At 47.1% G+C, this 24,978-nt stretch carries 21 protein-coding genes and 1 pseudogene; 3 read left to right on the plus strand and 19 right to left on the minus strand.

Translation table 11 applies throughout. The features are described 5' to 3' along the window. Nucleotides 1–44: 44 nt before the first annotated feature. The 7 genes and pseudogenes from rihC to HV229_RS26395 all read right to left on the minus strand — a co-directional run bounded on the left by rihC (nucleotide 45) and on the right by HV229_RS26395 (nucleotide 7,056). Entirely contained in the window at nucleotides 45–959 is a 915-nt protein-coding gene (gene rihC / locus HV229_RS21340; protein ID WP_047358352.1) for a ribonucleoside hydrolase RihC, read from the minus strand. Between the two features lie 66 nt (nucleotides 960–1,025). Next, nucleotides 1,026–1,976 (minus strand): 4-hydroxy-3-methylbut-2-enyl diphosphate reductase, encoded by a 951-nt coding sequence (gene ispH / locus HV229_RS21345; RefSeq protein ID WP_016155658.1) that lies wholly within the window; start codon nucleotides 1,974–1,976, stop codon nucleotides 1,026–1,028. A gap of 1 nt (nucleotide 1,977) precedes the next feature. After that, nucleotides 1,978–2,427, minus strand: coding sequence for an FKBP-type peptidyl-prolyl cis-trans isomerase (fkpB, locus tag HV229_RS21350; RefSeq protein WP_181546329.1), 450 nt, complete (start codon nucleotides 2,425–2,427; stop codon nucleotides 1,978–1,980). 116 nt (nucleotides 2,428–2,543) lie between these two features. After that, nucleotides 2,544–3,041 (minus strand): signal peptidase II, encoded by a 498-nt coding sequence (gene lspA / locus HV229_RS21355; protein ID WP_003018932.1) that lies wholly within the window; start codon nucleotides 3,039–3,041, stop codon nucleotides 2,544–2,546. Beyond that, on the minus strand, nucleotides 3,041–5,857 hold the full coding sequence (gene ileS / locus HV229_RS21360; RefSeq protein ID WP_181546331.1) for an isoleucine--tRNA ligase: 2,817 nt from the start codon (nucleotides 5,855–5,857) through the stop codon (nucleotides 3,041–3,043). The genes lspA and ileS overlap by 1 nt, the downstream gene beginning before the upstream one ends. A 37-nt stretch (nucleotides 5,858–5,894) precedes the next feature. After that, the gene (gene ribF, locus HV229_RS21365) at nucleotides 5,895–6,833 is read right to left on the minus strand and encodes a bifunctional riboflavin kinase/FAD synthetase (protein WP_181546333.1); all 939 of its coding nucleotides are present in this window, start codon (nucleotides 6,831–6,833) and stop codon (nucleotides 5,895–5,897) included. 7 nt (nucleotides 6,834–6,840) lie between these two features. Beyond that, nucleotides 6,841–7,056: pseudogene (locus HV229_RS26395) on the minus strand (DUF2575 domain-containing protein). 105 nt (nucleotides 7,057–7,161) lie between these two features. Between HV229_RS26395 and rpsT the strand changes: the two are divergent. Then, on the plus strand, nucleotides 7,162–7,425 hold the full coding sequence (rpsT, locus tag HV229_RS21370; RefSeq protein ID WP_003018940.1) for a 30S ribosomal protein S20: 264 nt from the start codon (nucleotides 7,162–7,164) through the stop codon (nucleotides 7,423–7,425). A gap of 292 nt (nucleotides 7,426–7,717) precedes the next feature. Here the strand turns inward: rpsT and nhaR are convergent, their stop codons facing one another. The 6 genes from nhaR to HV229_RS21400 form a co-directional block, all read right to left on the minus strand. Then, complete coding sequence (gene nhaR, locus HV229_RS21375; protein ID WP_016151636.1) at nucleotides 7,718–8,617, minus strand: transcriptional activator NhaR; 900 nt, start codon at nucleotides 8,615–8,617, stop codon at nucleotides 7,718–7,720. A gap of 38 nt (nucleotides 8,618–8,655) precedes the next feature. Beyond that, complete coding sequence (gene nhaA, locus HV229_RS21380; RefSeq protein ID WP_181546335.1) at nucleotides 8,656–9,822, minus strand: Na+/H+ antiporter NhaA; 1,167 nt, start codon at nucleotides 9,820–9,822, stop codon at nucleotides 8,656–8,658. Between the two features lie 156 nt (nucleotides 9,823–9,978). Continuing rightward, entirely contained in the window at nucleotides 9,979–11,694 is a 1,716-nt protein-coding gene (locus HV229_RS21385; RefSeq protein WP_181546337.1) for an aryl-sulfate sulfotransferase, read from the minus strand. Between the two features lie 118 nt (nucleotides 11,695–11,812). Beyond that, on the minus strand, nucleotides 11,813–13,063 hold the full coding sequence (locus HV229_RS21390) for an IS1 family transposase (RefSeq protein WP_181546339.1): 1,251 nt from the start codon (nucleotides 13,061–13,063) through the stop codon (nucleotides 11,813–11,815). Between the two features lie 24 nt (nucleotides 13,064–13,087). Next, nucleotides 13,088–14,287 (minus strand): anaerobic sulfatase maturase, encoded by a 1,200-nt coding sequence (locus HV229_RS21395; protein WP_181546341.1) that lies wholly within the window; start codon nucleotides 14,285–14,287, stop codon nucleotides 13,088–13,090. A gap of 98 nt (nucleotides 14,288–14,385) precedes the next feature. Then, entirely contained in the window at nucleotides 14,386–15,879 is a 1,494-nt protein-coding gene (locus HV229_RS21400) for a sulfatase-like hydrolase/transferase (protein WP_080859392.1), read from the minus strand. A gap of 573 nt (nucleotides 15,880–16,452) precedes the next feature. Here HV229_RS21400 and HV229_RS21405 point away from each other — a divergent pair. Together HV229_RS21405 and HV229_RS21410 are read left to right on the plus strand one after the other, a co-directional pair. Continuing rightward, complete coding sequence (locus HV229_RS21405) at nucleotides 16,453–17,211, plus strand: outer membrane protein OmpK (protein WP_181546344.1); 759 nt, start codon at nucleotides 16,453–16,455, stop codon at nucleotides 17,209–17,211. A gap of 103 nt (nucleotides 17,212–17,314) precedes the next feature. Then, entirely contained in the window at nucleotides 17,315–18,886 is a 1,572-nt protein-coding gene (locus tag HV229_RS21410) for a bifunctional UDP-sugar hydrolase/5'-nucleotidase (protein WP_181546346.1), read from the plus strand. A gap of 64 nt (nucleotides 18,887–18,950) precedes the next feature. Here HV229_RS21410 and HV229_RS21415 read toward each other — a convergent pair whose 3' ends face one another. From HV229_RS21415 to dnaJ, 6 genes are all read right to left on the minus strand, one after another. After that, entirely contained in the window at nucleotides 18,951–20,663 is a 1,713-nt protein-coding gene (locus tag HV229_RS21415) for an aryl-sulfate sulfotransferase (RefSeq protein ID WP_181546348.1), read from the minus strand. Nucleotides 20,664–21,565: 902 nt separating this feature from the next. Continuing rightward, nucleotides 21,566–21,889, minus strand: a complete 324-nt coding sequence (locus HV229_RS21420; RefSeq protein WP_047358360.1) for a phage holin family protein — start codon at nucleotides 21,887–21,889, stop codon at nucleotides 21,566–21,568. Next, nucleotides 21,880–22,539 (minus strand): hypothetical protein, encoded by a 660-nt coding sequence (locus tag HV229_RS21425; protein WP_181546350.1) that lies wholly within the window; start codon nucleotides 22,537–22,539, stop codon nucleotides 21,880–21,882. Before HV229_RS21425 ends, HV229_RS21420 begins: the two co-directional genes overlap by 10 nt. Nucleotide 22,540: 1 nt before the next feature. Beyond that, nucleotides 22,541–23,238 (minus strand): IS1 family transposase gene (locus HV229_RS21430; protein WP_249417763.1). Its coding sequence is split into 2 segments (ribosomal slippage): nucleotides 22,541–22,989 and nucleotides 22,989–23,238, totalling 699 coding nucleotides; the frame shifts between segments, so codons are not numbered across the junction. A 50-nt stretch (nucleotides 23,239–23,288) separates the two neighbouring features. Continuing rightward, nucleotides 23,289–23,609 (minus strand): LysR family transcriptional regulator, encoded by a 321-nt coding sequence (locus HV229_RS21435; RefSeq protein WP_181546352.1) that lies wholly within the window; start codon nucleotides 23,607–23,609, stop codon nucleotides 23,289–23,291. A gap of 190 nt (nucleotides 23,610–23,799) precedes the next feature. Then, nucleotides 23,800–24,933, minus strand: a complete 1,134-nt coding sequence (gene dnaJ / locus HV229_RS21440) for a molecular chaperone DnaJ (protein WP_008786151.1) — start codon at nucleotides 24,931–24,933, stop codon at nucleotides 23,800–23,802. Between the last annotated feature and the right edge of the window lie 45 nt (nucleotides 24,934–24,978).

The following is a 24,978-nucleotide window of genomic DNA, read 5'->3' on the forward strand; positions in this document are numbered from 1 at the left end:
TAACCTGCTATCGCTATCTGCATATTGCGGGCCGGATCACAGCCTCAAGGTGCCAGCGTCAGTACCTCTGCCACCCACTGCTGGAACCCCTCAACGTCCAGCCCCAGCGCGACCAGGGCATTTGCCGGATGCCCTAAACGTCCTTCAATGTCCACCACCGTCGTACCCGAGGTATATTCACCCTGGGTTTCAACCGCCACGAAGCACGGCTGCAGGGTAAACAGTTCCGGGCGCACCAGCCAGGCAATAGCGCACAGGTCGTGCATTCGTAGCCCCGTATTCATACTGCCGCTACGGTAATGGCTAAACAGCGCGTGCAGCATTTTTCCCGTCTGGTTAAGCTGCGGCAACGTCGCCAGATAGTCAGGCGTGAGCATGGCCTGATTAGTGACATCCAGCCCACACATCACAATCTCCAGCCCGCTCTGGAAGACTTTTGCGGCGGCCTCGGGATCAATAGCAATATTAAACTCGGCGTTTGGCGTGAAGTTCCCGCGCCCGGCAGAACCGCCCATAATCACCAGACGGTGAATGTTGAATATGCATTCAGGATAATGAGTCAGCAGCAGCGCAATGTTGGTCAGGGGGCCAATTGCCACCAGCGTCACAGGCTGCGGGGCATGCATCAACGCATCGCGAATGGCCTGGAAGGCAGGTTTTGCCATCACCTGGCGGTCATGTTCGACAAATTCATACCCTTCCATACCTGATTCACCGTGTACGGAAGCGGCATCTCGTAGCGGTCTCACCAGCGGCATCGATGCCCCCTGCGCCAGTGGAATATCCGCATTCCAGAAGTGCAGCAGTTGCAATGCATTACGGGTGGTTTTTTCCACCGACACATTACCTGCTACCGTGGTCATCAGTTGCAGATCCAGCTCAGGGGCAAACAGCGCGGCGGCAATAGCGGCAGCATCATCAATGCCGGGATCGGTATCAAGAATGATCGGTAAGCGCATGGTTTCTCCATAAAAAAATGCCAGACGTTAAGTCTGGCATCTTCTCATAATCGTAACCGGAAAGACTTACTCTACTTCACGAACATCCACACGCAGCTCTTTCGGTACTTCGAAAACGATGTTTTCTTCACGCCCTGCCAGCGGAATAGCTTCCCCACCGCCAAGCTCCTGCAGGCGAGCAATCACGTTTTGAACCAGGATATCAGGCGCCGAGGCACCGGCCGTCACGCCCACGCACCTGGCTTCTTTCACCCACGCTTCCTGGATATCGGTCGCATCGTCAATCAGATACGCCGCTTTCCCCATTCGTTGGGCCAGTTCAGCCAGACGGTTGGAGTTAGAAGAGTTTTTCGAGCCGACCACCAGCACAACATCGGCCTGCTCCGCCAGCGCACGGACCGCTTCCTGACGGTTGGTCGTGGCATAACAGATATCGTCTTTGCGCGGCCCGACAATTTTCGGGAAACGGCTTCGCAACGCGTCAATAACGTCAGAGGTGTCATCAACGGAGAGAGTAGTCTGCGTCATGAAGGACAATTTGCCTTCATTTTTTACATTCAGTTTCAGCACATCTTCAGGTGATTCGACCAGATACATTCCCCCCTGCGGGTTACTGTACTGGCCCATCGTGCCTTCAACTTCCGGATGCCCGGCGTGACCAATTAAAATTGACTCTTCACCGCGACGGCTAGCGCGGGCAACTTCCATATGCACTTTCGTTACCAGCGGGCAGGTCGCATCAAAAACCGTGAGGTCGCGGCCTTTGGCTTCGTTACGCACCGCCTGAGACACGCCATGAGCGGAGAAAATCAGGATCGCGCCATCCGGTACTTCGCTGATTTGCTCAATAAAAATAGCGCCGCGCTCGCGCAGGCTATCCACCACATAGCGGTTATGCACCACTTCATGACGGACATAAATCGGTGCGCCGTAAATAGCCAGCGCGTTTTCCACAATGCTGATAGCGCGGTCTACGCCAGCGCAAAAACCGCGCGGGTTGGCCAACAGGATCTGCATTTTACGCCTCCAGTGCCGGTTCGACTTCCAGCACTTCAATATCAAAATGAACGGTATGCCCGGCCAGCGGATGGTTGAAATCAACCGTGATCGAGTCACCGTTGATTTCGCGGATCACACCAGGCATCTCACTGCCGTCCATTGCGGTAAAGAGCATGATAGCGCCAATTTCTGGCTCGCCCGCGTCCATAAATTCCCGACGCGAGAAATACTGAATTAAGTCCGGGCTGGACACGCCGAAGGCGGCATCCGGCTCCAGAGCAAAAGTGGTTTTATCACCTTCTTTTAACCCCAGCAGGTGTTGTTCCAGTCCTTCAGACAGAGAATCGTCGCCCAGGCGAAACAGCGCAGGCTTGCCGTTATTGCGGGTTGACTCTGCGGTGGAGCCATCGTCGAGCTTAAGGGTGAAGTGCACCAGCACCGCACTGTTACTCTGTACTGATTTAGACATGCAGGTTGCTCTTTAAAATTGCTGCCGCCTGTTTGCCCGATAGCGCTACGCTTACCGGGCCCACAAGGATCGCAGTATATTGTAGGCCCGGTAAGCGTAGCGCCATCCGGCATTTTTTATGCGGCTTTTTTCTCTTTCGACGGTAAGAAGCCTTCGAGGACAATCAATGCCGCACCGATACAGATCGCCGTATCAGCAAGGTTGAATGTCGCGAAATGCCAGTCACCGACGTAAAAGTCAATCATATCAACCACGAAGCCGTGCCACAGGCGGTCGAACAGGTTGCCCAGCGCACCGCCAATGATTAACGCATACGCGATGTTGTTTAGCTTCTGCGTCGCCTTCGAGCGATACATCATCACCATCAGGATAACGCAGATACCAATGGCGATACCGGCAAAGAACCAACGTTGCCAGCCACCGCTGTCGGCTAAGAAGCTAAACGCCGCGCCATAGTTACGCGCGTAGTGCAGATTAAGCGACGGGAACAGCGACACCGTATCCCCCAGAGCAAAGTTCTGGAGGATCAGGTATTTGCTGCCTAAATCGATAATCAGCACGACTACCACCAGCCACAGCCAGCGTAGTCCTGTTGAACAAAGAGGCTTACTCATCAGGCAAACTTACGTTGTTCGCCATCACCGGCGATGTTGCTGACACAGCGTCCGCAGATATCTGCATGTTCCGCCACCTGGCCGACATCGGTAGTGTAATGCCAGCAGCGCGGACATTTCTCACCTTCGGCTTTGCTTAGTACGATTTTCAGACCTTTGAGCAGTTCGCTCTGCTGAGCATCAGCAGGGGCCGCTGCATAATCCACAACCGTTGCACCGGAGGTCAGCAGAACAAAGCGCAACTCTTCGCCCAGCGCGGTCAGTTTCGCCGCCAGCTCTGGTTCAGAGTACAGGGTAACCGCCGCTTCCAGCGAACCACCGACTTTCTTATCCGCACGCGCCTGCTCGATGACCTTGTTCACTTCGCCGCGCACTTTCAGCAACTCGTCCCAGTAGGCGTCATTCATCGCTTCGGTTTCGCCTAAGCCAAACAGACCTTCGTACCATTCACCGGTAAAGACGTACTTCTCACGATCGCCCGGCAGGTAACCCCAGATTTCATCGGCGGTGAAGGACATGATCGGCGCCATCCAGCGTACCAGTGCTTCTGCAATATGGAACAGCGCAGTCTGGCAACTACGACGCGCCACGCTGTCCGCTTTCGCGGTGTACTGACGGTCTTTGATGATGTCGAGGTAGAACGAACCCATTTCTACAGAGCAGAAGCGCATCAGGCGCTGTACTACTTCGTGGAAGTCATAGGCTTCATAAGCTTTCAGGATCTCTTCCTGCGCCGCTTGTGCACAACCTACCGCCCAGCGATCCAGCACCACCATCTCTTCCGGTTTCACCATATCTTTTACCGGATCGAACCCGTTCAGATTCGCCAGCAGGAAGCGTGCGGTGTTACGGATACGACGATAGCTGTCGGCAGCACGTTTCAGGATTTCGTCAGAAACGGCCATTTCGCCGGTATAGTCGGTAGAAGCGACCCACAGACGCAGAATATCCGCGCCCAGTTTGTTCATTACGTCCTGCGGGCTTACGGTGTTACCGATAGACTTGGACATTTTACGACCCTGACCATCAACGGTGAAACCGTGGGTCAGTACCTGACGGTATGGCGCTTTGCCCTTCATTGCAGTGGAGATCATCAGAGAAGACATGAACCAGCCGCGGTGCTGGTCAGAACCTTCCAGATACATATCTGCCGCATGGCCTGCAAACTCAGGACGCACGTCCACAACGGATGAGTGGGTTGAACCGGAGTCGAACCACACGTCCAGCGTATCCGGGACTTTGACATACTGGTCAGCTTCATCGCCGAGGATATCTTTCGGATCGAGATCCCACCACGCCTGGATGCCGTCAACTTCAACGCGTTTGGCCACTTCTTCCATCAGTTCGATAGCACGCGGATGCAGCTCTTCGGTGTCTTTGTGAACAAACAGAGACATCGGCACCCCCCACGTACGCTGACGGGAGATACACCAGTCAGGACGGTTGGCAACCATCGATTCAATACGTGCCTGGCCCCAATCCGGGATCCATTGCACGCCTTTGATCTCTTTTAGCGACTGCGCGCGCAGACCTTTCTGATCCATGCTGACGAACCACTGCGGAGTCGCACGGAAGATGATCGGCGATTTGTGGCGCCAGCAGCACGGGTAGCTGTGCTGCATCTTCTCAACGTGCAGCAGAGCGCCTTTATCGCTCAGCAGCGCAACGATTTTGTCGTTGGCTTTAAAGACGTTCACACCGTCCAGATCCGGATAGGTACCCGCCAGATATGCGCCGTCCGGGCCAACCGGGTTAGCGATTTCCAGACCGTATTTCTGGCTAATGACGTAGTCATCCGGACCGTGGCCGCCGGCGGTATGGACCGCACCGGTACCCGCATCCAGCGTAACGTGATCGCCAAGAATAGCCGGCACGTCAAAGCCCATAAACGGATGGGTAAAGCGCAGCAGTTCCAGCTCGGCGCCTTTTACGGTGCCCAGAATAGTGTATTCAGCCGCACCAATACGCTGCATGACGCTTTCAACCAGATCCTTCGCCAGAATCACAGCCTGCCCGTCAATCTGCACCAGCGCATAGTCAAAATCAGGCGCCAGAGAGATTGCGCGGTTCGCCGGTAACGTCCACGGGGTGGTAGTCCAGATAACCAGTGAGATCGGGCCATTGACGTCAGAAACGCCAAATTTCGCTTTTACCGCGTCCTGATCGGCGGCGTGGAACGCAACGTCGATGGACGGGGAGGTTTTGTCATAATACTCAACTTCCGCTTCCGCCAGCGCGGAACGGCAATCAACGCACCAGTGCACCGGCTTCGCACCTTTGTGCAGGTGACCGTTACCGATGATTTTACCCAGCGCACGAATGATGTTGGCTTCAGTTTTGAAGTCCATGGTCAGGTACGGATGCGACCAGTCGCCCAGCACGCCAAGACGGATAAAGTCTTTACGCTGGCCGTCAACCTGCGTCGCTGCGTATTCACGGCATTTGGCGCGGAACTCAGCGGCGGTGAACTTCTCGCCCGGCTTGCCGTATTCCTGCTCTACTTTCAACTCGATAGGCAGACCGTGGCAGTCCCAGCCCGGAACGTAAGGCGAGTCGAATCCCGTGAGTCCTTTGGACTTCACGATAATGTCTTTCAGAATCTTGTTAACCGAGTGACCAATATGAATGCTGCCATTCGCATAAGGAGGGCCATCATGCAGAATGAAGGTTTTTTTGCCTTTTTTGGCCGCACGAATGATGCCGTACAGGTCATCATCAGTCCAACGCGCCAGCATTCCCGGTTCACGCTTGGCGAGATCGCCGCGCATCGGGAACCCTGTTTCCGGCAAATTCAGGGTTGATTTATAGTCACTCATCAGATTCTCGGTTCCGTATTTAAAACTCGTATAGGCATTAAGCCGGTTTTGTTAGCCCAAAAAATTCACGGGCAGTCAACTCATCACGCGCAATCTGCGCTTTTAGTTCATCCAGCGAGGCAAATCGCTGTTCGCTGCGTAATTTTTTACGCAGTACTACATCTATATGGCGACCATACAGGTCCATTACAACGTCCAATAGATGCACTTCCAACTGTTGGCGTACGCCTGCTACCGTCGGGCGTGTGCCGATGTTGGCGACGCCGGGGAAAGGTTTGTCACCCAGCCCCATTACTTCAACCGCATAAACCCCTTTCACCGGAGAAACCTGGCGACGAAGCGGTAAGTTTGCCGTCGGAAAACCGATAGTGCGCCCTAACTCGTCACCGTGAACTACGCGTCCTGAGATAGTAAAAGGATGCCCAAGCAGGCTTTCGGCCAGTTGCAGGTTATCTTCCGCCAGCGCCTGACGTACCGCGGTGCTGCTGATGCGCACACCGCCTTCACAGAAGGTTTGGGTGCTGGTGATATCAAAACCATACTCAGCGCCCGCTTCCTGTAATAACAAGAAATCGCCCGCACGGCTAGCGCCAAAGCGGAAATCATCACCAACGGCAAGAAATTGTACACCAAGGCGCTTCACCAGCAGATCGCTGATGAAGGTCTGCGCCGTTAATGCAGCGAAGCGCCTGTCAAAACGCACGCACAGCACGTAATCAACGCCGCACTCCGCCAGATAACGCAGTTTTTCCCGCAGGCGGGTGAGGCGCGCAGGTGACTTGTCCGTCGCAAACAGCTCCAGCGGCTGCGGCTCGAAAATCATCACCATCACCGGTAAATTGCGTTTGCGCCCTTCTTCCCGTAAGCCCTGCAGCAACGCACGATGGCCACGGTGCACGCCGTCGAAATTACCAATAGTCAGCACACACCCATGCGGGGCCTGACTGAGATTATGTATGCCTCGTATCAGCTTCATGTCTGGCTCAAAACAGTGAAAATCGTGAAAGTATACCCTGTACCGCGTTCAACGTTAACCGGCGATTGTTTCTACGAAACAGAAAGAGGATGGTTTTCATCGTTATGAAACAAATTGACGCCCTTCACGGGCACACCAATGCAATTTTTCTCGTGGAAAGGCTGTATTCACGCCCCGCAAGCTGGTAGAATCCTGCGCCATCACTACGCAACGAGTGCTGCAATTTAAACGGCGCTTATTTGCACAAATCCATTGACAAAAGAAGGCTAAAAGGGCATATTCCTCGGCCTTTGAATTGTCCATATAGAACACATTTGGGAGTTGGACCTTGGCTAATATCAAATCAGCTAAGAAGCGCGCCGTTCAGTCTGAAAAGGCCCGCAAGCACAACGCTAGCCGTCGCTCTATGATGCGTACTTTCATCAAGAAAGTATACGCAGCTATCGAAGCTGGCGACAAAGCTACTGCACTGAAAGCATTTAACGAAATGCAACCGATCGTGGACCGTCAGGCTGCTAAAGGTCTGATCCACAAAAACAAAGCTGCACGTCATAAAGCAAACCTGACTGCACAGATCAACAAACTGGCTTAATCGCCTGCTTGTTGTCGCTTTGTGAAAAAACCCGCGTAAGCGGGTTTTTTTATGCCCGTCGTTTGCAGCCGGATTCGACAGCAACCGTCATTCACTAGGCATTGAGCTGATAGTCTCTGTCTGGCCGAAGGTGGATAACCGCCCCAAGAGATATCGAGAGATGCGTGAAAACGGCTGGCCACGGAACAGAATTCCGGTATTTATCCGCGAAGGTGGTCAGTACCGGAATTTATTAAAGCAGTAGAATCCTTCCGGCTGTAGGCAACCATCGCAGCCGGAAGCATTACGACGATCAGGCTGATTGCAGCTTAAATAATGCCGAGTAGTCCGCATTGCAAATACGCTGCACCGCTGGATGCTGGATCATTCTTTCCGCAAATATGGCGTGATACTCCTCCATCACATTCTCTACGCGTCCAATTTCAACAATTGAATCATCGGCATAGAAATTGTGGGAGTAAAGCGTAGGCGCAACAAAAATAGCGTTATGCGTTGCGCCGAACGCTTTCATCAGCGCGGCATCATCAAACTCGCCAAGGATTTCAACGTTCAGCCCTTGTGAGTTAATCCAGTTCAACAGCTTACGCCCGAGCATCGAACGGCGTCCAGGGATCAGCAAGCGACGCTCTTCGAGGCAGGCCGGAAATGGTTTCTCAGGCAATGGCTGGGTGCACCAAAAGCTCACGCTGCATTCGCCAATCCGCACTGAGAACAACCCTTCCTGCTGCGTAGAATCGATCGGGCAGTCGGAGATAATCATATCCAGTTTATGCTGGCTGAGCTGATCAAGCAGCATCTCGTGCGTTGATTCAAAACAACGCAGATGGATTTGTTCATCTTCAACGACTGCGGCATTCAGCACGCTGCTGACCAGCTGTTTGGACAAAGCATCCGCCACGCCGACATCGAACAGTAAATTCGACTCTTTGCGATAGTTCACGATATCCAGCATTTCCTGGCTTAACGTGAACATCTTATCCGCATAACGAAAAACCAATTCGCCTAATTCGCTGGGCTCCAGTCCACGCCCCTTCCGCTTGAACAACTTTCCCTGTAAGCGTTCCTCAAGCGCTTTAATCTGCCCGGTAATGGTCTGCGGTGTCAGATAAAGCGCCTCTGCTGCACCAACCACCGATCCTTCTTTATATACATGCCAAAAGTAGTACAGGTGGTTGTAGTTTATATGAGACATACACTCTCCCTGAAAATTGTCACGAAAGGGTTATCCCGTCAGGCTTCTGCGTTCAACCGGGTACGTAACCAGCAGTAACCTATTACCGCCGACAGCAAAGAACCGATCAGGATCCCCAGTTTCGCCCAGTTAATCAGCTCAGGATCGACGGTCCCAAACGCCAGGCTGGCGATGAAAATCGACATCGTAAAGCCAATGCCGCACAGAATACCGACCGCCATAATTTGCTGGAAATTCGTTCCCTCCGGCAATTGCGCCATCCTGAAGCGTAACGCCAGCCAGCAAAAGAGGCTGATACCCAGTGGTTTCCCGATTAACAGGCCAGCAATGATCCCCAGCGGTAACACCGAAGTCAGTCCATCAATGGTGACGCCCTGCAGTGAGACACCCGCGTTAGCGAAGGCAAACAACGGTAGGATCAGGTATGCCACCCACGGGTGCAAAACATGCTCCAGACGCTTCGCCGGTGAACGCCCGTGTTTTTCCTTCAACGGAATGAAGAAACCGACGATCACGCCCGCCAGAGTTGCATGCACGCCAGACTTCAGTACGGCCGTCCACAGCACTACGCCAACCAGAATATAAATACCGGTACGTCTTACACCGCACAGATTCAATGCTGCCAGGACAAGGATCGCGCACGCGGCAACGCCCAGCGACAACAGCGAGAGATCGCTGGTGTAGAACAACGCGATGATCACAATAGCGCCGAGGTCATCGATTATCGCCAGCGCCATCAGGAAGATTTTCAACGCCAGCGGGACACGGCTGCCCAACAGCGCCAGCACGCCTAATGCAAAAGCGATATCCGTTGCCGCCGGGATCGCCCAACCCTCACGGGTGATAGGGTCAGCATAGTTGAATGCCAGATACAGCAGCGCCGGGACAATCATGCCCCCGATAGCGGCAATGATCGGAAACGCCGCCTGGCGCAGACTGGCCAGCGAACCTTGCATTAACTCACGCTTCACTTCCAAACCGATCAACAGGAAGAACACCGCCATCAACGCGTCATTGATCCACAGCAGCATATTTTTGTTGATCTCAAGCGCGCCAACCCGCAGTTGAACGGGCGTTTCCAGAAAGGCGTGGTACCATCCACTGGTAACCCCGATATTTGCCATCAGCATAGCAACCACGGCAGCGATGATCAGAATGATGCCCCCCGAGGCGTCACTACTAAAAAAACGATGCAGATGTTTCACTTTTATTCTCTCTATTGGGTGAATACTTCGTAAATACTATCTTACACCTTCAGAAAGCTCGTTAAAATTAGATTATTCATGATGAACAGATCGGTTTTTACGAACAAAAAAGCCCGAACAGATGTCGGGCATAGAGCGCAAAACACTGAGACCTAATCAGGCATACAGTCCCATTTTATAAACGCGGAAACTGGTGATGTCATAGCGATAGCCTACGCCATTCACTTCCTCGTTTTTATAGTAACCAGAGGTCATTGTCGCCTCAAAAAGCACCGACTTGGTTACCGGTTCAATTTCTTGCAGAAGCAAATTCCCCAATGCTTCATTTCCTTCCTGCGGGTCAATAATGTCGCTATCCCCCGGCTGGCAAGAGATAGCTCGGCCATTTTCGTCAAATGTGCAATCGCCGAAATGCACAACGATGTTGCCATTCTGCAACACCTCTTTGGCGCTTACACAACTACTATAACCGCGAGCTCCCAACTCCTTACCGTATTCAAAAGGGCGCATTACCGTCATTGCGTTCAAATCAACGATAAAGTGTACAACCCGGCTGTAATTATCTGGTGGAAGCAGGCTTTTACTATCAACACGAGAGCGATAGTTACCATTGTCGAATACCATAAATTCGACCATTCCTGGTTCGTCATTAGCCACTTCAGTCACATTGTGTTGTCCCCACGACCAAAAATCACGGTTTGCCGCATCCACATCATCCTGATTGCTGAAGTCATAAAGAGGGACACCATCACTGTCGACCGGAGTCAGAAGGTAAGGCTTATACTCCTCGCTCCAATCTTCATGCGTGGACATAATAAACTGCAGCGATTCAGTCTCGAGGCTGATGCCAAAAACAGCGCTCTGATGACGCCCTGAAGCGATCAGCAAACTATTCGTTTCATTAACATAGCTTTGGTTGATATGCAGCCAGTCCTGAGCGGTCGGATCTTCACCAGGTGCCGTCCCCGTTGGTCTCGCTGTACGTGAGGTATCAAGAATAGCGGCCATGTCGTAATAGGCAATTTCCAGCCCGGTAGATAAATCCACAACTGAGACGCCATCTTCATTAGTCTTCAGTGAATCTGGTCTGCCCGAGGTATATTCGGAAGGCGCGACGATGGTATTACTGTCCCATTGCCAAATTGAGTGGTGGAATTGGTTATCCAGAATATAAAAAGTATACAGCCGTCCCATCATGTCGAACTCATACATCTCAAGGTAGGTGTTTTTAGCTTCTGATGTAGCCAAGAAATGACCGTTATCAATGCGCACCAAATTGAATGACGGGAAGTCCTGTGTCACGTACCAACGCACCACGCCATCCTGATCCAGAGCGTAGTTATAGCGGTCGAAATGCGTAATGAAATAGCAGCCCGGCGCAATCAGGTCAGCGTCAGTCACCGGTTGAGTCACATTGATAACAGGAAACCCTAACTGCACATCTGCAGAATCCGTTGCAGGTAAAGGTTGGGTTGCTATCGTATAAGTGGCGATAACGACTTCATCAACCAAAATAGCCAGTTGGTTATCGACATCTGCCACGAGGCCAAGTACAGGCAGCAGATTCGCCCCCACATTCAACGTAAAATCTTGCACGACTTGTATCGCACTTTGCGCCAGATCCTGAATTTTCAGCGTTACAGTACGTTCCTCATCACTCCAAACACCGGCATATGCACTTAAAGGCGCTGTACCATAAGGGTTTAGAACAATGACCGCATTTTCCAACGTATTCTCATCAGTGATCCGAGCCAGACAATCTTGATAAACAGCTGTATGACTGAGAACCATCTCATTATTGCTGTCAATCTCCTGATTAACAGCGGGACGAGGTGTAGGCAACTTAATATCGGGGGAAATAATCTTTTTCATTATGCGTGTCCAATGTATTCATTTCATCGTTCCACAGCGGAACAATAAAATAAATACACTGGGGATGTATCAATTAGGCAATCAAAAAGCATCAATTAATATCAATAAAAATATTCCGTTATCGCATTATATTTTTATTATATTCAAATTTTAAATAATTCAGTACGACCGTAACATTGGCAGGAGACAGGCGACTAAGCTGAAAGAAAAACGGATGCGTATGCAAAAACTGAATAAATTTAGTGCAGCCCGTTAAGGTAGCGTAGCGTAGCATACTCGTTTTTTTATTTCCTGTGAGGTTACATACGGCTTTAGAGTAACCGCGTGTTGAGAAGGCTCGCCAGACATTATTGCGTATTCCGCCACTAAGGAACACTCGATAAGGAAAGTCTTTATCTGGAGGTGAAACCCCCATTTCTCTTACAAATGATATATGACAACGACCTTGCCGCACAGATTGCAGATTAGCCATCATACATCCTCCTAATATAAAACACTCATGATCGATGTCGTGCTGAACATTGAGGGAGTGCTCATCCGTAAGCTCTTTGACCAGCTCAAAATGCCGGTACGCGGGAAGAACTGGTTTTACCAACATCCCGGGATCGTTTTTGTAAAGCGTGGCGGGACCATAGTCGATATCAAATAGGGTATTTCGCCGCATCGTCATGAGTTCTTTGCGTTGGACAAGATGCGCTAACGTCCCAGGCGGCAGACGTTCCTCGTATTCAGAAATGTACTGATATTCGTTTTCGATAGGCTGCGTGGAATAATTAGTTGTCACAGCGATAACCCTGCCACTGCTCTCTTCTGCCGTAACCAGAGCATACAAACTGTTGTCGCCGCCATTAAATTTAACCCGAAAAGCGCACGTACTCATCGCCAGATCAAACGCAGGAAAAACGAACTCTCGTTCAGCCTCATTTACCTTGCGGGATAATTTTTGTAGCGCACGGTTTAGACCCGTGCTGTCTAATGAAAGTGTCGCTCTAATATCAGACAACGAAGCGCCTTCCTGGATAAGTCTGGCAAGGTTTTCCTGACGGATATCTGCCTTATGTTCTCCCGGGGAAACAAACGTTTTGTGGCACTCAAGGCAGTATAGTCGCGCCTCTCCTTGAGCGGAAAATCCATATTTTTTTAGTGATGAACTACCGCAGCCAGGACAAGCTTTAATCAATCCCTTCCAGGCCTGGTTTGCCGACTGACGGAAGAGATTGAGCGAGTACTCAGAAATGATGGGGAACAAAAATCCACATTCTCTACACAGAATCTCCTTCCCTTGGGTTAAATAATCCGGACTATTTAATATACCCATATTTTTACAAGTAGGTGTTTTACAGGCATCAACATTGATTCGCGAAAACATATTCACTCCCTGCGAATATTACTATCACACAAATATTGTTTTTATCTCTGCTGGCGAAATATTATTTTCATAGAGCGTTTTCATCGCCCCCATCGCTAGTGCAGTATGGGAAAAAAACAACTGATAACCAGCACATAAAAAGTTCTGATTCGATACTCCTAAGACTGAGGGGAGAAATCGGTGTTTAGGACATCCCCCATTGCAAGCAAACCGCCACTGACAGGAGTAACATTCTTGCGCCATGGTACGGCTTTTATCATTGCCGAATTGCCGATTTTGCTCACTATTGTTCATCGCACGCACCGTTGTATGCTGAATATTCCCTAGTTTGTACTGCGGATAGACAAAGTGATCGCAGTTATAAACATCACCATTCATTTCCATTGCGAATGCACTGCCGCACGTTGGAGAAAACACGCACACATGCGGAGGTAATCCGCACCAGGCAGCCAGCGTCTGCTCAAATATCTGTATGCCAATATTACCAATATCCTCACGGATCCAGATATCAAAAATAGCATTGAGAAAATGGCCGAATTCAAGTGAGTCAACGGACCACGGCATCATTTTCGTTTGTTTATCACAGGGTGCAGCCAACTCGGCATCGCTGTTGTCACTACGCCTCTCCACTAATGGAATAAACTGCATATACTGGCTACCAATGCTTTTCAGATATTGGTAAACCTGCAGTGGATGAGACATATTAGTGTGGTTAACCACCGTCAGCGTATTAAACTCAACGCCGTGACGTACCAGGCGTTTAATGGCCTGCTCCACTTTCTCATGTGTCGGTTTACCCGAACGAGTAACACGCCATTCATCATGTAGCGCGGCGTCACCGTCAACAGAAATCCCCACCAGAAAATCATTCTTCTTGAAAAACTCAGCCCATTCTTCGTCGATCAAAACGCCATTAGTCTGAAAGGTATTTACTATGGTTCTCCCCTCAGCGTAACGCTGCTGAAGTTCAATCGCCCGCTGGTAAAACGCGCGCCCCATCAGAGTCGGTTCTCCACCTTGCCATGCAAAAATGACGTCATCCACATCCTGTGCGGCAATGTGTTGCTTGATGAATAATTCAAGCATTTCATCTGACATTTTGAAATTTGCTTTTCTGTCTGGATAGAGTTTCTCTTTTTCCAGGTAAAAACAGTATTTGCAGTCCAGATTGCATACTGATCCTGTTGGCTTAACCATTACCTGACAACTTTTCCTTTGCATCACGGAGGTCCATAAATAAAAGAACCCGGCTCAGCATAAAAATACTGAGCCAGGCGGGCATAGCCCTAAGTGGCATACTCTATTTTTTTGTTGTTATCCGATTAACCCCAGGTTACCGGCGTCGGTTTTTCACCTCGGGCTTTCATTAAGGAATCGTTATCAATATCCTTTTTGTACTTCAGGAACTTACCGTACAGCTGTTTTTCGATATCAGGCTGCTTGCCAATCTGATTAAGGGTTTCAAAACGATCTTTTTTCAGGTTGTAGAGGTATTTAGGTTTATTTTCGCGATTGATGATCATTTTCCAGTCACCATCGCGAATAGCCCACTCATCCGTTGGATCATCCTGGAATGGCATATCAATACCAAAAATGAGTGGCTTCTGACGCGCTAACGTTTTCTGTTCCAGTAATGGCACCAGAGACTGCCCATCGTAGGTACGATCTGTTGGCAGTTTAAAATCCATCATATTTGCCAGCGTCGGCATCCAGTCGAGACCATAAACCGGCGTATCCGTTACCATCCCCTGCGGAATATGTTTACCATACTTGATGATTGCAGGAACACGGATGCCGCCTTCCCACAAATTGTCTTTACGACCGCGAAGCCCATCCGTTTCGCCCGCCAGGTTCAGTTCATACACTTTGCGAGCCTCGCGTGTGACCGGTCCGTTATCGCTGGTAAAAATGACAATGGTGTTATCTTCTTCACCCATTGCCTTAATCTTATCCATTACTTTACCGACCTGCGCATCCATATAGCTGATATTGGCGTAATATTCTCCCGTGCCGCGCCACGGTTTATCAGCCCAATCTCCGTAGAACAGATCCGGATGCTGTTTCTGGTAGTCGCTCATGTTTTGTGAATACATATCGAGATACTTTTTCGGCGATGCCAGTGGGCTATGAACTTCTGTGAAGGCGACGTATAAGAAAAACGGCTTATCATCTTTCTTATTGTCCAACCAGTTCACGACTTCAGAGCTTACTAATTCTCCACTGAAGGTCTCCGCTCTGCCAATCGGCTTGCCATTACGCACAAAACCGGTTGGATGTACCATGCCATGACGCGGGCGCTCTGTTGCGGTATCTAAAGTTGAGTCCGTTACGAACCCGGCAGCATTCACCAGAGTGTAATCGAATCCCATATCGTTCGCTTGCGGCTGATCGGTGCGATCTCCTCCGGCATTCAGGTGTAATTTGCCCATTATCGCCGTGTCGTAGCCCTGCTCTTTCAGCAGATTAGCAATCGTCAATTCATTGCGCCCTAATGCGACGTCTTTCCCTTCAGGGATCCATGAGCGTATCCCGGTACGAAACGGCATACGCCCCGTTAATAAACCAGCACGAGAAGGAGAACACAGCGGCGCAGGTGCATAGTAGTCGGTAAATTTCACCCCTTCCTGCGCCAGCTTGTCGATATTAGGGGTTTTGACGATTTGATGGCCATAAGTCGCGAGATCGCCATAGCCTAAATCGTCAGCAAGAATGATGACTAAGTTAGGACGTTTATCCGTAGCAGCCTGCGCGGTTGACGATACGCTTCCGGCACATAAGGCCAGTCCGATCATACTGGCAACAACAGTTCTTTTCATTTCAACTCCTTTGAATTATCACATCACCAATTACGCAATAAACTTGCCAAAAGGCTTAATATTTTCGGTTGATTTCTGGCACTCACTATTACATCAGCATGCAATAAAGAGTGATTGAAAAAAATAAAGAAACAAATACATTCACAGGCGCTATATTAATAATTAAAATATCACTTTTATTTATATAAACTTACCAGAAAATTCTATTAAAAAACTGCACAATAACAAGTGACGAAGATCCCAAACACCTCCCTGACCCTCTCTATATCTCGTTAATGTCAGCATATGTTGTTTTCTCGGCACTAAGTTGCTAATAGCGAATAAGTCATACAAAAAGAATATCAAAAGCATCGATAAAAAAAGATTCGCGTTACTCCGGTAACACGCCTTATATTCAAAAAAACATAAAGTTAGCATAAAAAAAACAACACCTCCCGACACTTTCTCAAATTAATATTCGAACACTGGTATTTTTGCGACACCTATCACTCACAAACAAAACATCAACCAATAGACTTCCTTTTTTTCAAAAGCATTACACTTTATTATTTTCTTTACCTCACGGAGCTGAGCATGAACAAAAAATACATTAATAGTCTACTTGGTGCATGCCTTATCTTAGCCTGTTTTAATGGTCATTCAGCTGAACTAAAACGCGTATATGGGAAAATTAGTCTCGGGTATGGTGACTGGAATAAAGGTTTCGTAAACGTCGATCGTGGTGAAGTGTGGAAAGCGGTGGCTGATTTTGGCGCCGTTTTCGACAGAGGTGAATTTGCTTCATTTTACGAAATGAACGTTCTCAACCATCCAGTCGAAGGACGGAACCACGTTACTCAGTTTCTCGGACATTATCGTCCGATAGAAGGTTCTGATTTTACGTTGATGACCAAACTCTATATGTCGATGGAGAACACGTTTGGTGATGAATTGAATATGATGTATGGGGTCGGCTACCTTGGTCTGGTAGAAAAATCATGGTTCATTAAACCCTATGTGGCTATACACAATTTATCCAACGACTATACGTCAAAAAAATACGGTCAGGCTACTGGCCTTAACGGATATGTACTTGGTTGGGTTGCTACATATAATTTTGAAATGTTTAACGAAAAATTTGCTGTTTCCAACTGGAATGAAATTGAAATGGATCGTAATGATGCCTATGCAGAGCAACAAGGTGGACATACTGGCCTGAATGGCGCTGTGACTTTCACATGGAAATTTATACCTAGCTGGACTGCATCGGTATCCTATCGTTACTTTAATAATAAATTAGGTTATAAAGATTATGGTGACCGTATGAATTATATGATTGGCTTCGAGTTCTGATTACTATCAAAATAAATAAAAAGTAATAACCCAGTTTGAAACTCTGCATCCGATATATCAGATGCGGTGAAGTGTAATTGTCAATATATCGAATAAATGGAATATGAATATGAATAATAAATTCTCGTTGTCCCTCTTATCTTTATGTATTGGTTTATCATCTGCTATAACCTTTACCGCAGATGCCAGAGATATTACCATTTACTACACAAATGATTTGCATGCTCACGTTACACCTGGGATTATTCCTTCTGTGTCGAAGACACGTGAGGTAGGAGGATTTGCTCCTATCTCTAAAATAGTTAAGGATGCCAAAGAAAAAGATAAAGATGTTTTTTTCTTTGATGCAGGTGACTATTTTACTGGCCCTTATATCAGCACCTTAACCAAAGGTGAAGCCATTATCGATATTTTGAATACCATGCCCTATGATGCCGTTTCGGTAGGAAATCATGAGTTTGACCATGGACATGAAAATCTAGTCACACAACTGAGTAAACTTAAATTTCCGGTACTGCTCAACAACGTGTTTTACAGCAATAGTGATAAACCATTAATTAAAACACCTTATACCATCGTCGAAAAAAATGGTTTGAAAATTGGTGTTATTGGGATGCACGGCGTTTCGGCATTTTATGAAGCAATTGCCGCAGGCGTCCGTGAAGGTGTTGACTGCCAGGATCCCGTACCGTATGTGAAGAAACAACTGGAAGAATTGAAAGGGAAAGTTGACCTGACAGTACTGCTCGCGCATGAAGGTGTACCGGGTCGTCAATCCAGCGGTGGTGATGAAGACGTTGCCCGTGCGCTGAAAGCTGACGTTGAAATGGCTAAAACGCTTGAAGGCTACGGGTTGAACGTACTGATCACCGGCCATGCCCATAAAGGTACTCCAGAACCCATTAAAGTCGGCGATACGTTGGTGGTTTCAACTAATGCCTACACGATTGAGTTAGGCAAGTTAGTCCTCGACTGGAACCCTGAAACCAAAAAAGTGGATAGCTACAATGGTAAGCTAATCACGATGTACGCAGATACCTATAAGCCTGATCCGCAAACACAGGCAAAAATCGATGAGTGGAACAATAAAGTTAAGAAAATTACCGACAGAGTCGTCGCCTACTCACCTGAGATTTTGACCCGTTCTTATGGTGAATCTGCTACTACAGGTAATTTAATTACTGATGCTTTGATGTATAAGGTACCTTACGCCGATGCCTCATTCTATAATGCTGGCGGTATTCGTTCCGAATTACCCAAAGGCAACATTACATATGGTGATGTATTGAGCATGTATCCATTCACTAATGATGTAATGAGTGTGGAGATCAGCGGTAAAGATCTCAGGTCAATTATGTCTCATGCCGCAGATTTGAAAAATGGGACGCTACACGCGTCAAAAACGGTACAGTTTAAATACGACAGCACAAAACCGTTGGGGCAGCGTATTGTTTCGTTTAATATTAAAGGAAAACCGGTAGAAGACAGTCAATTTTATACTATTGCTCTGGATTCTTTTATCGGGAAAGGCGGTGGTGGATTTAGTTTCACCAATAGTAAAAATGTTGAATACATTAAGGGATTACAAACCGCTCAGGCAATAATCGATTACATGGAGCATGTGAAGAACATTGTTCCTGATCACACAATGCGTGTTGACGATATTAGCAAATGATTTTTTAGTAAGATCATTTAATACATAATGCGGCCACAATCATGGCCGCATTCATTTTTACTTATCAAAATAATGGCAGTTTATAAACTCTGAAAGCAGAAATATCATAACGATAATCATCACCATTTACTTCAGCATTTTTATAATAACCTGACGTTACCGTCGCCTCAAAAAGAAGCTGTTTCGTCTGCTTATTGATCTCTTGTAATACCAACATCCCCAGCGCCTGACTTCCATCTTGCGGATCCACAATATCACTGTATCCCGGTTGGGCAGATAGAGGACGACCATTTTCATCCATGGTGCTTGCACCAAAATGGATGACCAGATTACCATTGCTCAATAAATGCTTGGCACTTACGAAGCTGCTGTAGCCCCTGCTACCAACCTCGTCTTTCCCATATTCATACGAGCGTGTTACCGTCATCGTGTTTAGATCTATTCTAAACTGAACTACCCGGCTAAAGTTATCCTTTGGCAACAAGCTCCTGGCATCGTCTCGAGAACGATAATTTCCATTGTCAAAAACTAAAAACTCCAGAATACCGATCTCAGCATTTGGAATCTCTACGATATTATGCTGCCCCCATGTCCAGAAATTACTGTTCGCTAAATCAATTCCATCTTGAGTAGAAAAATCAAACAGCGGATTACCTGACTCATCGACTGGTGTCAGCAAGTATTCCTCAAAGTCGGAGGCCCAGTCTTCATGATCAGACATAATAAAACGCAGTTGGCCCGAGTCGACATCAACACCGAAGATGGCACTTTGGTGACGCCCTGATGAAACCAGCACATTATTGGTTGTATTAATATAGCTCTGGTTGATATGCAGCCAGTCATCCATCGTAGCCGATTGACCCGGTGCACTTCCTGATGGACGTGGCGAACGAGAATAGTCCATCACGTTTAACATGTCATAATAAGCAACCTCAAGCCCTGAAGTGAGATCGATAATGGAAACACCATCTTTACCTGTTGAGTAATCATCTGGACGTCCATTAGTATATTCCGAGGGGGCAATAGCCAGATTGTTCTCTAATGGCAGAATGGAGTGATGAAACTCATTATCAAGGAGATAGACTGCATATACTCTGCCCATTACGTCAAATTCGTACATATCCAGGCAGTGATTAATTCCTTGTGACGTAGCCAGGAAATGCCCGCTGTCTGTTCGGACAAAGTTATAAGAAGGAATTGCCTGAGAGACATACCAACGAACGATGCCATTTTGATCAAAGGCAAGATTATAGCGATCAAAATATGTTGAAAAATAAAGGCCATCTGCAACTAATGAGGAATCGTCAACTGACTTTGTCACAGTGATGACAGGGAAGCCAAGACTGATATCAGCAGAATCCGATGGCGGCAATGCTGATGGGGTTACCGTGTATTGCCCAACAATCTGCGCACCTGAGATTAAGGTAACGACATTATCCTCCCCGGCAACCAGACCCGAAACTGGAATCAGGTTTGCACCGGTCTGCATGCTGTAGGTCCAGGATACAGCTACCGTTATCCCCTTGCTATCCTGCACATTAATTTTGATATCTTCATTCAATTTCCCCCAAATACCCAGATATAGGCTTAAAGGTGCCGTACTATAAGGATCTAACGTAACTATGGCATTATCATAATCATTAGTTTCCATCACTGCAGAGAGGAGTGTTTGATAGATTGCATTATGCGAAAGCACCGTTGCGTTATCAACATCAATTTTCTGGTTAACTGGCATACGAGGTTCTGGTTGACTAATTTGTAATTTATTAATTTGCATATCTCTATCCTTTCACAAAAAGTTTTCATTTCCAATCGGCTATATAATCCCGATAGCTGGTAAGATAAACAGAACCGTAGTATTCGTACAAATAACTAGTAATAAAATAATCTAAAAAAACATCTTTATGAAGAAACAAAAAATTTATGTGACTATAAAACCATCTATTAATATGCTATGCCATATATCCCCAAATAAAAGTCTATAAATTGCCATTCAGCCTATGTCAAAAAACTCAATAATGCCTCCCTACCCCCCTAATGGCCAATTAAATAAATAACTCCTATTTAATTTAAAATTAATACAAACTAAAAATATCATAACTTATGTGACACGTATCGTTTTTACATGCAACAGGTATGCATATGTATTGAATAACAGAAAATTTGTATTTAATATTTCTGAACACATTAAACTAACCATGGTATATAAATGACCATTTACATTATTAAAAATAGTTGTATGTATGATAACGCCAGCCATGAATTAAAAAGTAAAGATGGGAAGCGAACTATAAAACTTACTCATATGCGTTCTAAATGTTTAAATTTCATCCTAACTCATGCGCAAGAACTGGTGATAAGGAAAAATCATATTGCGGAAGCATTATGGGAGGACAGGAGTACATTTATAAGTGATGCTAATCTGACTCAACTACTCTATCTGGTCAGAAAAGACCTGAGAATTTTTGGCATTGACAATTTGTTCATTACAATTCCACGTCAAGGAGTACAGATTAATGAAAACATAGAAATAAAATGCTTAAATAGCAAACATCATTTCCTGCAGAAACCGTTTCTGTATTATTATGCAATGATTTTATTTATTACAATAATTCTATATATCACACTAAGATTTTACTTGCTTTAAGTATGGTAATGCCCATGGACGGGCAATACAGCTCACTTAGCAAAAACCTGTGCCAGTTTATCTTTCAACATTTTCAGTACGGGCCCAGCAAAAACCCCTCCCAGCCCTGACAATATGAGTATCATATTTATACCAGCACCTTTATCAAGAGCAATGCCAGAGAGTAAAAAACCTGTAAAACATGAAATAATGACTTGTTTTAAACATCCTGCTATATTTTTTTTCTTTCGTCCCCGGGCTTCTCTCATGAGATAGCTAACGACTCCCCCCCAAGCACTCACGATAATAATCGCAAGAATAGTCTCTAGCTCTATAATATATTTTAAGGCAGGTTCTGAACTTATTATCATTGACATAAATTATCCCGATCATTTATAGATGAATATTTAGATTGCAGTATCACTATCCACTCTCTAAGCACAACATAATATTTGCTTTTTTTATATAAAGATGCATAAACAGGGATTGTTTTAAAAAATATTTCATCAGGCAGTGATAATATTTTAATATTATACCCTCTGGTATATTTAAAAAATGAAGCCAACTCAAGAGGTACAATGCAGATCATATTTGTTGTTTCTACTATATTGACTACCCCTAACATAGAATCGCTGCGATAACCTATTTTACGTTCTGTTCTATGATCAACGCTATTGGTATAAACCATTACTTCCGGAGAGAACATATCAGATTGATATACCGCATGTGAAAAAGTATAAAAATGGTGTAGTGAGATTTGCTCTAAGATTGATAGTGGATTGTCGTTGCCACAAATACAAACATATTGCCTAAAGACGTCAATAAGATGAACTTCAATATCAAAGTTTTTTGGTGGTGAAAGATTAATTAAAATATCACCCACTCCAGAAAGTAACATTTCAGCCAAAGTATCTTCGCTATTTTTATTTACTGCATAATGATTTATTTCATACTTTTCAATTAACTCATCATTCCTAATAAAATGATGGAGATAATAATTCTCTACAATATCAGGTAATGACTCCAACTTATTGATAGTGTTTTATGTTCAGATAATGCCCGATGACTTTGTCATGCAGCTCCACCGATTTTGAGAACGACAGTGACTTCCTGCCCAGCCTTGCCAGATGCTGCCTCAGATTCAGGTTATGCCGCTCAATGCGCTGCGTATATCGCTTGCTGATAACGTGCAGTTCTCCCTTCAGGCGTGATTCATAAAGCGGCCAGCCATCCGTCATCCATACCACGACCTCAAAGGCCGACAGCAGGCCAAGAAGACGCTCCAGCGTGGCCAACGTGCGTTCACCGAATACGTGCGCCACAACCGTCCTCCGTATCCTGTCATACGCGTAAAACAACCAGCGCTGGCGGGATTTAGCGCCGACGTAACCCCACTGTTCGTCCATTTCCGCGCAAACAATGACGTCACTGCCCGGTTGTATACGTGAGTTTACCGACTGCGGCCTGAGTTTTTTAAGTGTCGTAAAATCGTGTTGAGGCCAATGCCCATAATTCGTGCACTGGCGCGGCATCCGACGCCATTCATGGCCATATCAATGATTTTCTGGTGTGTACCGGGCTGAGAGGCGGTGTAAGTGAACTGTAGCTGCCATGTTTTACGGCAGTGAGAGCAGAGATAGCGCTGATGTCCGGCAGTACTTTTACCGTTACGCACTACGCCTTCAGTAGCTGAGCAGGAGGGACAACTGATAGAAACAGAAGCCACTGGAGCACCTCAAAAACACCATCATACACTAAATCAGTAAGTTGGCAGCATCACCCAATATCACTCCCTAATAAAGTTATTGCTGGAGGATCGTAGTTAATCTTTGAAAGTGAATATGTAGCGTTGATTACATTCACAACATGGCTATAGGCCTTATGGAGTTCCAATCCTTTTTTCGTAGGCGTCAACCCTTTTCGGGTTCGTTCAAAGAGCTTAAATGAATAAATATTCTGTAATCGACTTAACGCCTGAGAAACAGCAGCTGGTGTTATGGATAATCTCTCGGAAGCTCGAGAAGCGTTTCCGGACTCCACAACGGCATTAAATATCTTAATTAAATTGAAGTCAAAATCATTTTCGCGCACAAGCATTTCACTCACCTTTTCTTCTATTAACTGAGCAAAAAATAGAAGAAAATCTTTATTTTAAAAAATCATTTCTCATCATTTTTCCTGAAGATTTATTCTTTATATCTAACTCATTATTTTTGTATTCGATACAAAAATAAAAAGCCCAGGATTCTTCAATCCAAGGCCTTTTAATTAATAAGACAGCTGTAAATTAGCGCGTCAAATCGTCAAAAAATTTCTTCACACCGTCGAAGAAGCTTTTAGAGCGCGGACTGTTTTGCTCGCCGGTCGGGCCGCCAAAGCTGTCCTGCAGATCTTTCAGCAACTGCTTCTGCTTGTCGTTGAGGCCTACCGGGGTTTCAACCACCACACGGCACAGCAGATCGCCCTGTGCGCCGCCGCGTACTGACTTAACGCCTTTACCACGCATGCGGAACAGTTTGCCGGTCTGCGTTTCGCCCGGGATTTTTAACTTCACGCGCCCATCCAGCGTCGGCACTTCAATCTCGCCGCCCAGCGCTGCCATCGCAAAGTTAATCGGCACTTCGCAGTACAGGTTATTGCCTTCACGTTCGAAAATTGGGTGCTGTTTTACCTGCACCTGAACGTACAAATCGCCTGCTGGCGCGCCATGTTCACCGGCTTCACCTTCACCCGCTAAACGAATACGGTCGCCAGTATCAACCCCAGCCGGGATCTTAACGGACAGCGTTTTGCTCTTCTCAACGCGACCATGACCATGGCATTTGTTGCACGGGTCTTTAATCAACGTACCGCGGCCCTGACAGTGTGGACAGGTCTGCTGTACGGCAAAAAAGCCCTGACGCATCTGCACCTGACCAGAACCGTGACAGGTTGGACAGGTCTGGGGTTGCGTGCCCGCCTTCGCACCGCTGCCGTGGCAAACATCACACTCTTCCAGCGTCGGAATACGGATCTCTTTGGTGACGCCACGCACGGCTTCTTCCAGAGTGAGATCCATGTTGTAACGTAAATCAGCACCACGTGAGGCGCGCTGACGACCGCGACCGCCGCCAAAGATATCGCCAAACACGTCACCAAAGATATCGCTGAAGTCGGCCCCGCCGCCAAAACCGCCGCCGCCGCCCATACCGCCTTGCTCAAACGCTGCATGGCCGTACTGATCATAAGCCGCACGTTTTTGCGCATCGGTGAGGATCTCGTACGCTTCTTTGATCTCTTTAAACTTGGCTTCGGCCTCTTTATCACCCTGGTTGCGGTCCGGGTGATATTTCATGGCCAGGCGCTTGTAGGCCTTTTTGATTTCACGCTCTTCCGCTGATTTGGAAACGCCTAAAATCTCGTAATAGTCTTGCTTAGCCATCTCTTTTTATCTGCCCCTAACATGCGTGCACGGGCGGAGAGGAAA

The sequence above is a fragment of the Citrobacter sp. RHBSTW-00524 genome, from assembly GCF_013747755.1.
In the GTDB taxonomy this organism is placed as follows: Bacteria; Pseudomonadota; Gammaproteobacteria; order Enterobacterales; family Enterobacteriaceae; genus Citrobacter; species Citrobacter braakii.

Bases quoted from the DNA above. Each gene is read 5' to 3' on its own strand.
- ispH (WP_016155658.1), bottom strand. From the start codon at position 1,976: ATGCAGATCCTGTTGGCCAACCCGCGCGGTTTTTGCGCTGGCGTAGAC.
- fkpB (WP_181546329.1), bottom strand. From the start codon at position 2,427: ATGTCTAAATCAGTACAGAGTAACAGTGCGGTGCTGGTGCACTTCACC.
- nhaR (WP_016151636.1), bottom strand. From the start codon at position 8,617: ATGTCTCATATAAACTACAACCACCTGTACTACTTTTGGCATGTATAT.
- HV229_RS21415 (WP_181546348.1), bottom strand. From the start codon at position 20,663: ATGCAAATTAATAAATTACAAATTAGTCAACCAGAACCTCGTATGCCA.
- dnaJ (WP_008786151.1), bottom strand. From the start codon at position 24,933: ATGGCTAAGCAAGACTATTACGAGATTTTAGGCGTTTCCAAATCAGCG.
- HV229_RS21385 (WP_181546337.1), bottom strand. From the start codon at position 11,694: ATGAAAAAGATTATTTCCCCCGATATTAAGTTGCCTACACCTCGTCCC.
- lspA (WP_003018932.1), bottom strand. From the start codon at position 3,041: ATGAGTAAGCCTCTTTGTTCAACAGGACTACGCTGGCTGTGGCTGGTG.
- rihC (WP_047358352.1), bottom strand. From the start codon at position 959: ATGCGCTTACCGATCATTCTTGATACCGATCCCGGCATTGATGATGCT.
- HV229_RS21400 (WP_080859392.1), bottom strand. From the start codon at position 15,879: ATGAAAAGAACTGTTGTTGCCAGTATGATCGGACTGGCCTTATGTGCC.
- ribF (WP_181546333.1), bottom strand. From the start codon at position 6,833: ATGAAGCTGATACGAGGCATACATAATCTCAGTCAGGCCCCGCATGGG.
- ileS (WP_181546331.1), bottom strand. From the start codon at position 5,857: ATGAGTGACTATAAATCAACCCTGAATTTGCCGGAAACAGGGTTCCCG.
- HV229_RS21420 (WP_047358360.1), bottom strand. From the start codon at position 21,889: ATGTCAATGATAATAAGTTCAGAACCTGCCTTAAAATATATTATAGAG.
- HV229_RS21435 (WP_181546352.1), bottom strand. From the start codon at position 23,609: ATGCTTGTGCGCGAAAATGATTTTGACTTCAATTTAATTAAGATATTT.
- HV229_RS21390 (WP_181546339.1), bottom strand. From the start codon at position 13,063: ATGTTTTCGCGAATCAATGTTGATGCCTGTAAAACACCTACTTGTAAA.
- HV229_RS21405 (WP_181546344.1), top strand. From the start codon at position 16,453: ATGAACAAAAAATACATTAATAGTCTACTTGGTGCATGCCTTATCTTA.
- HV229_RS21410 (WP_181546346.1), top strand. From the start codon at position 17,315: ATGAATATGAATAATAAATTCTCGTTGTCCCTCTTATCTTTATGTATT.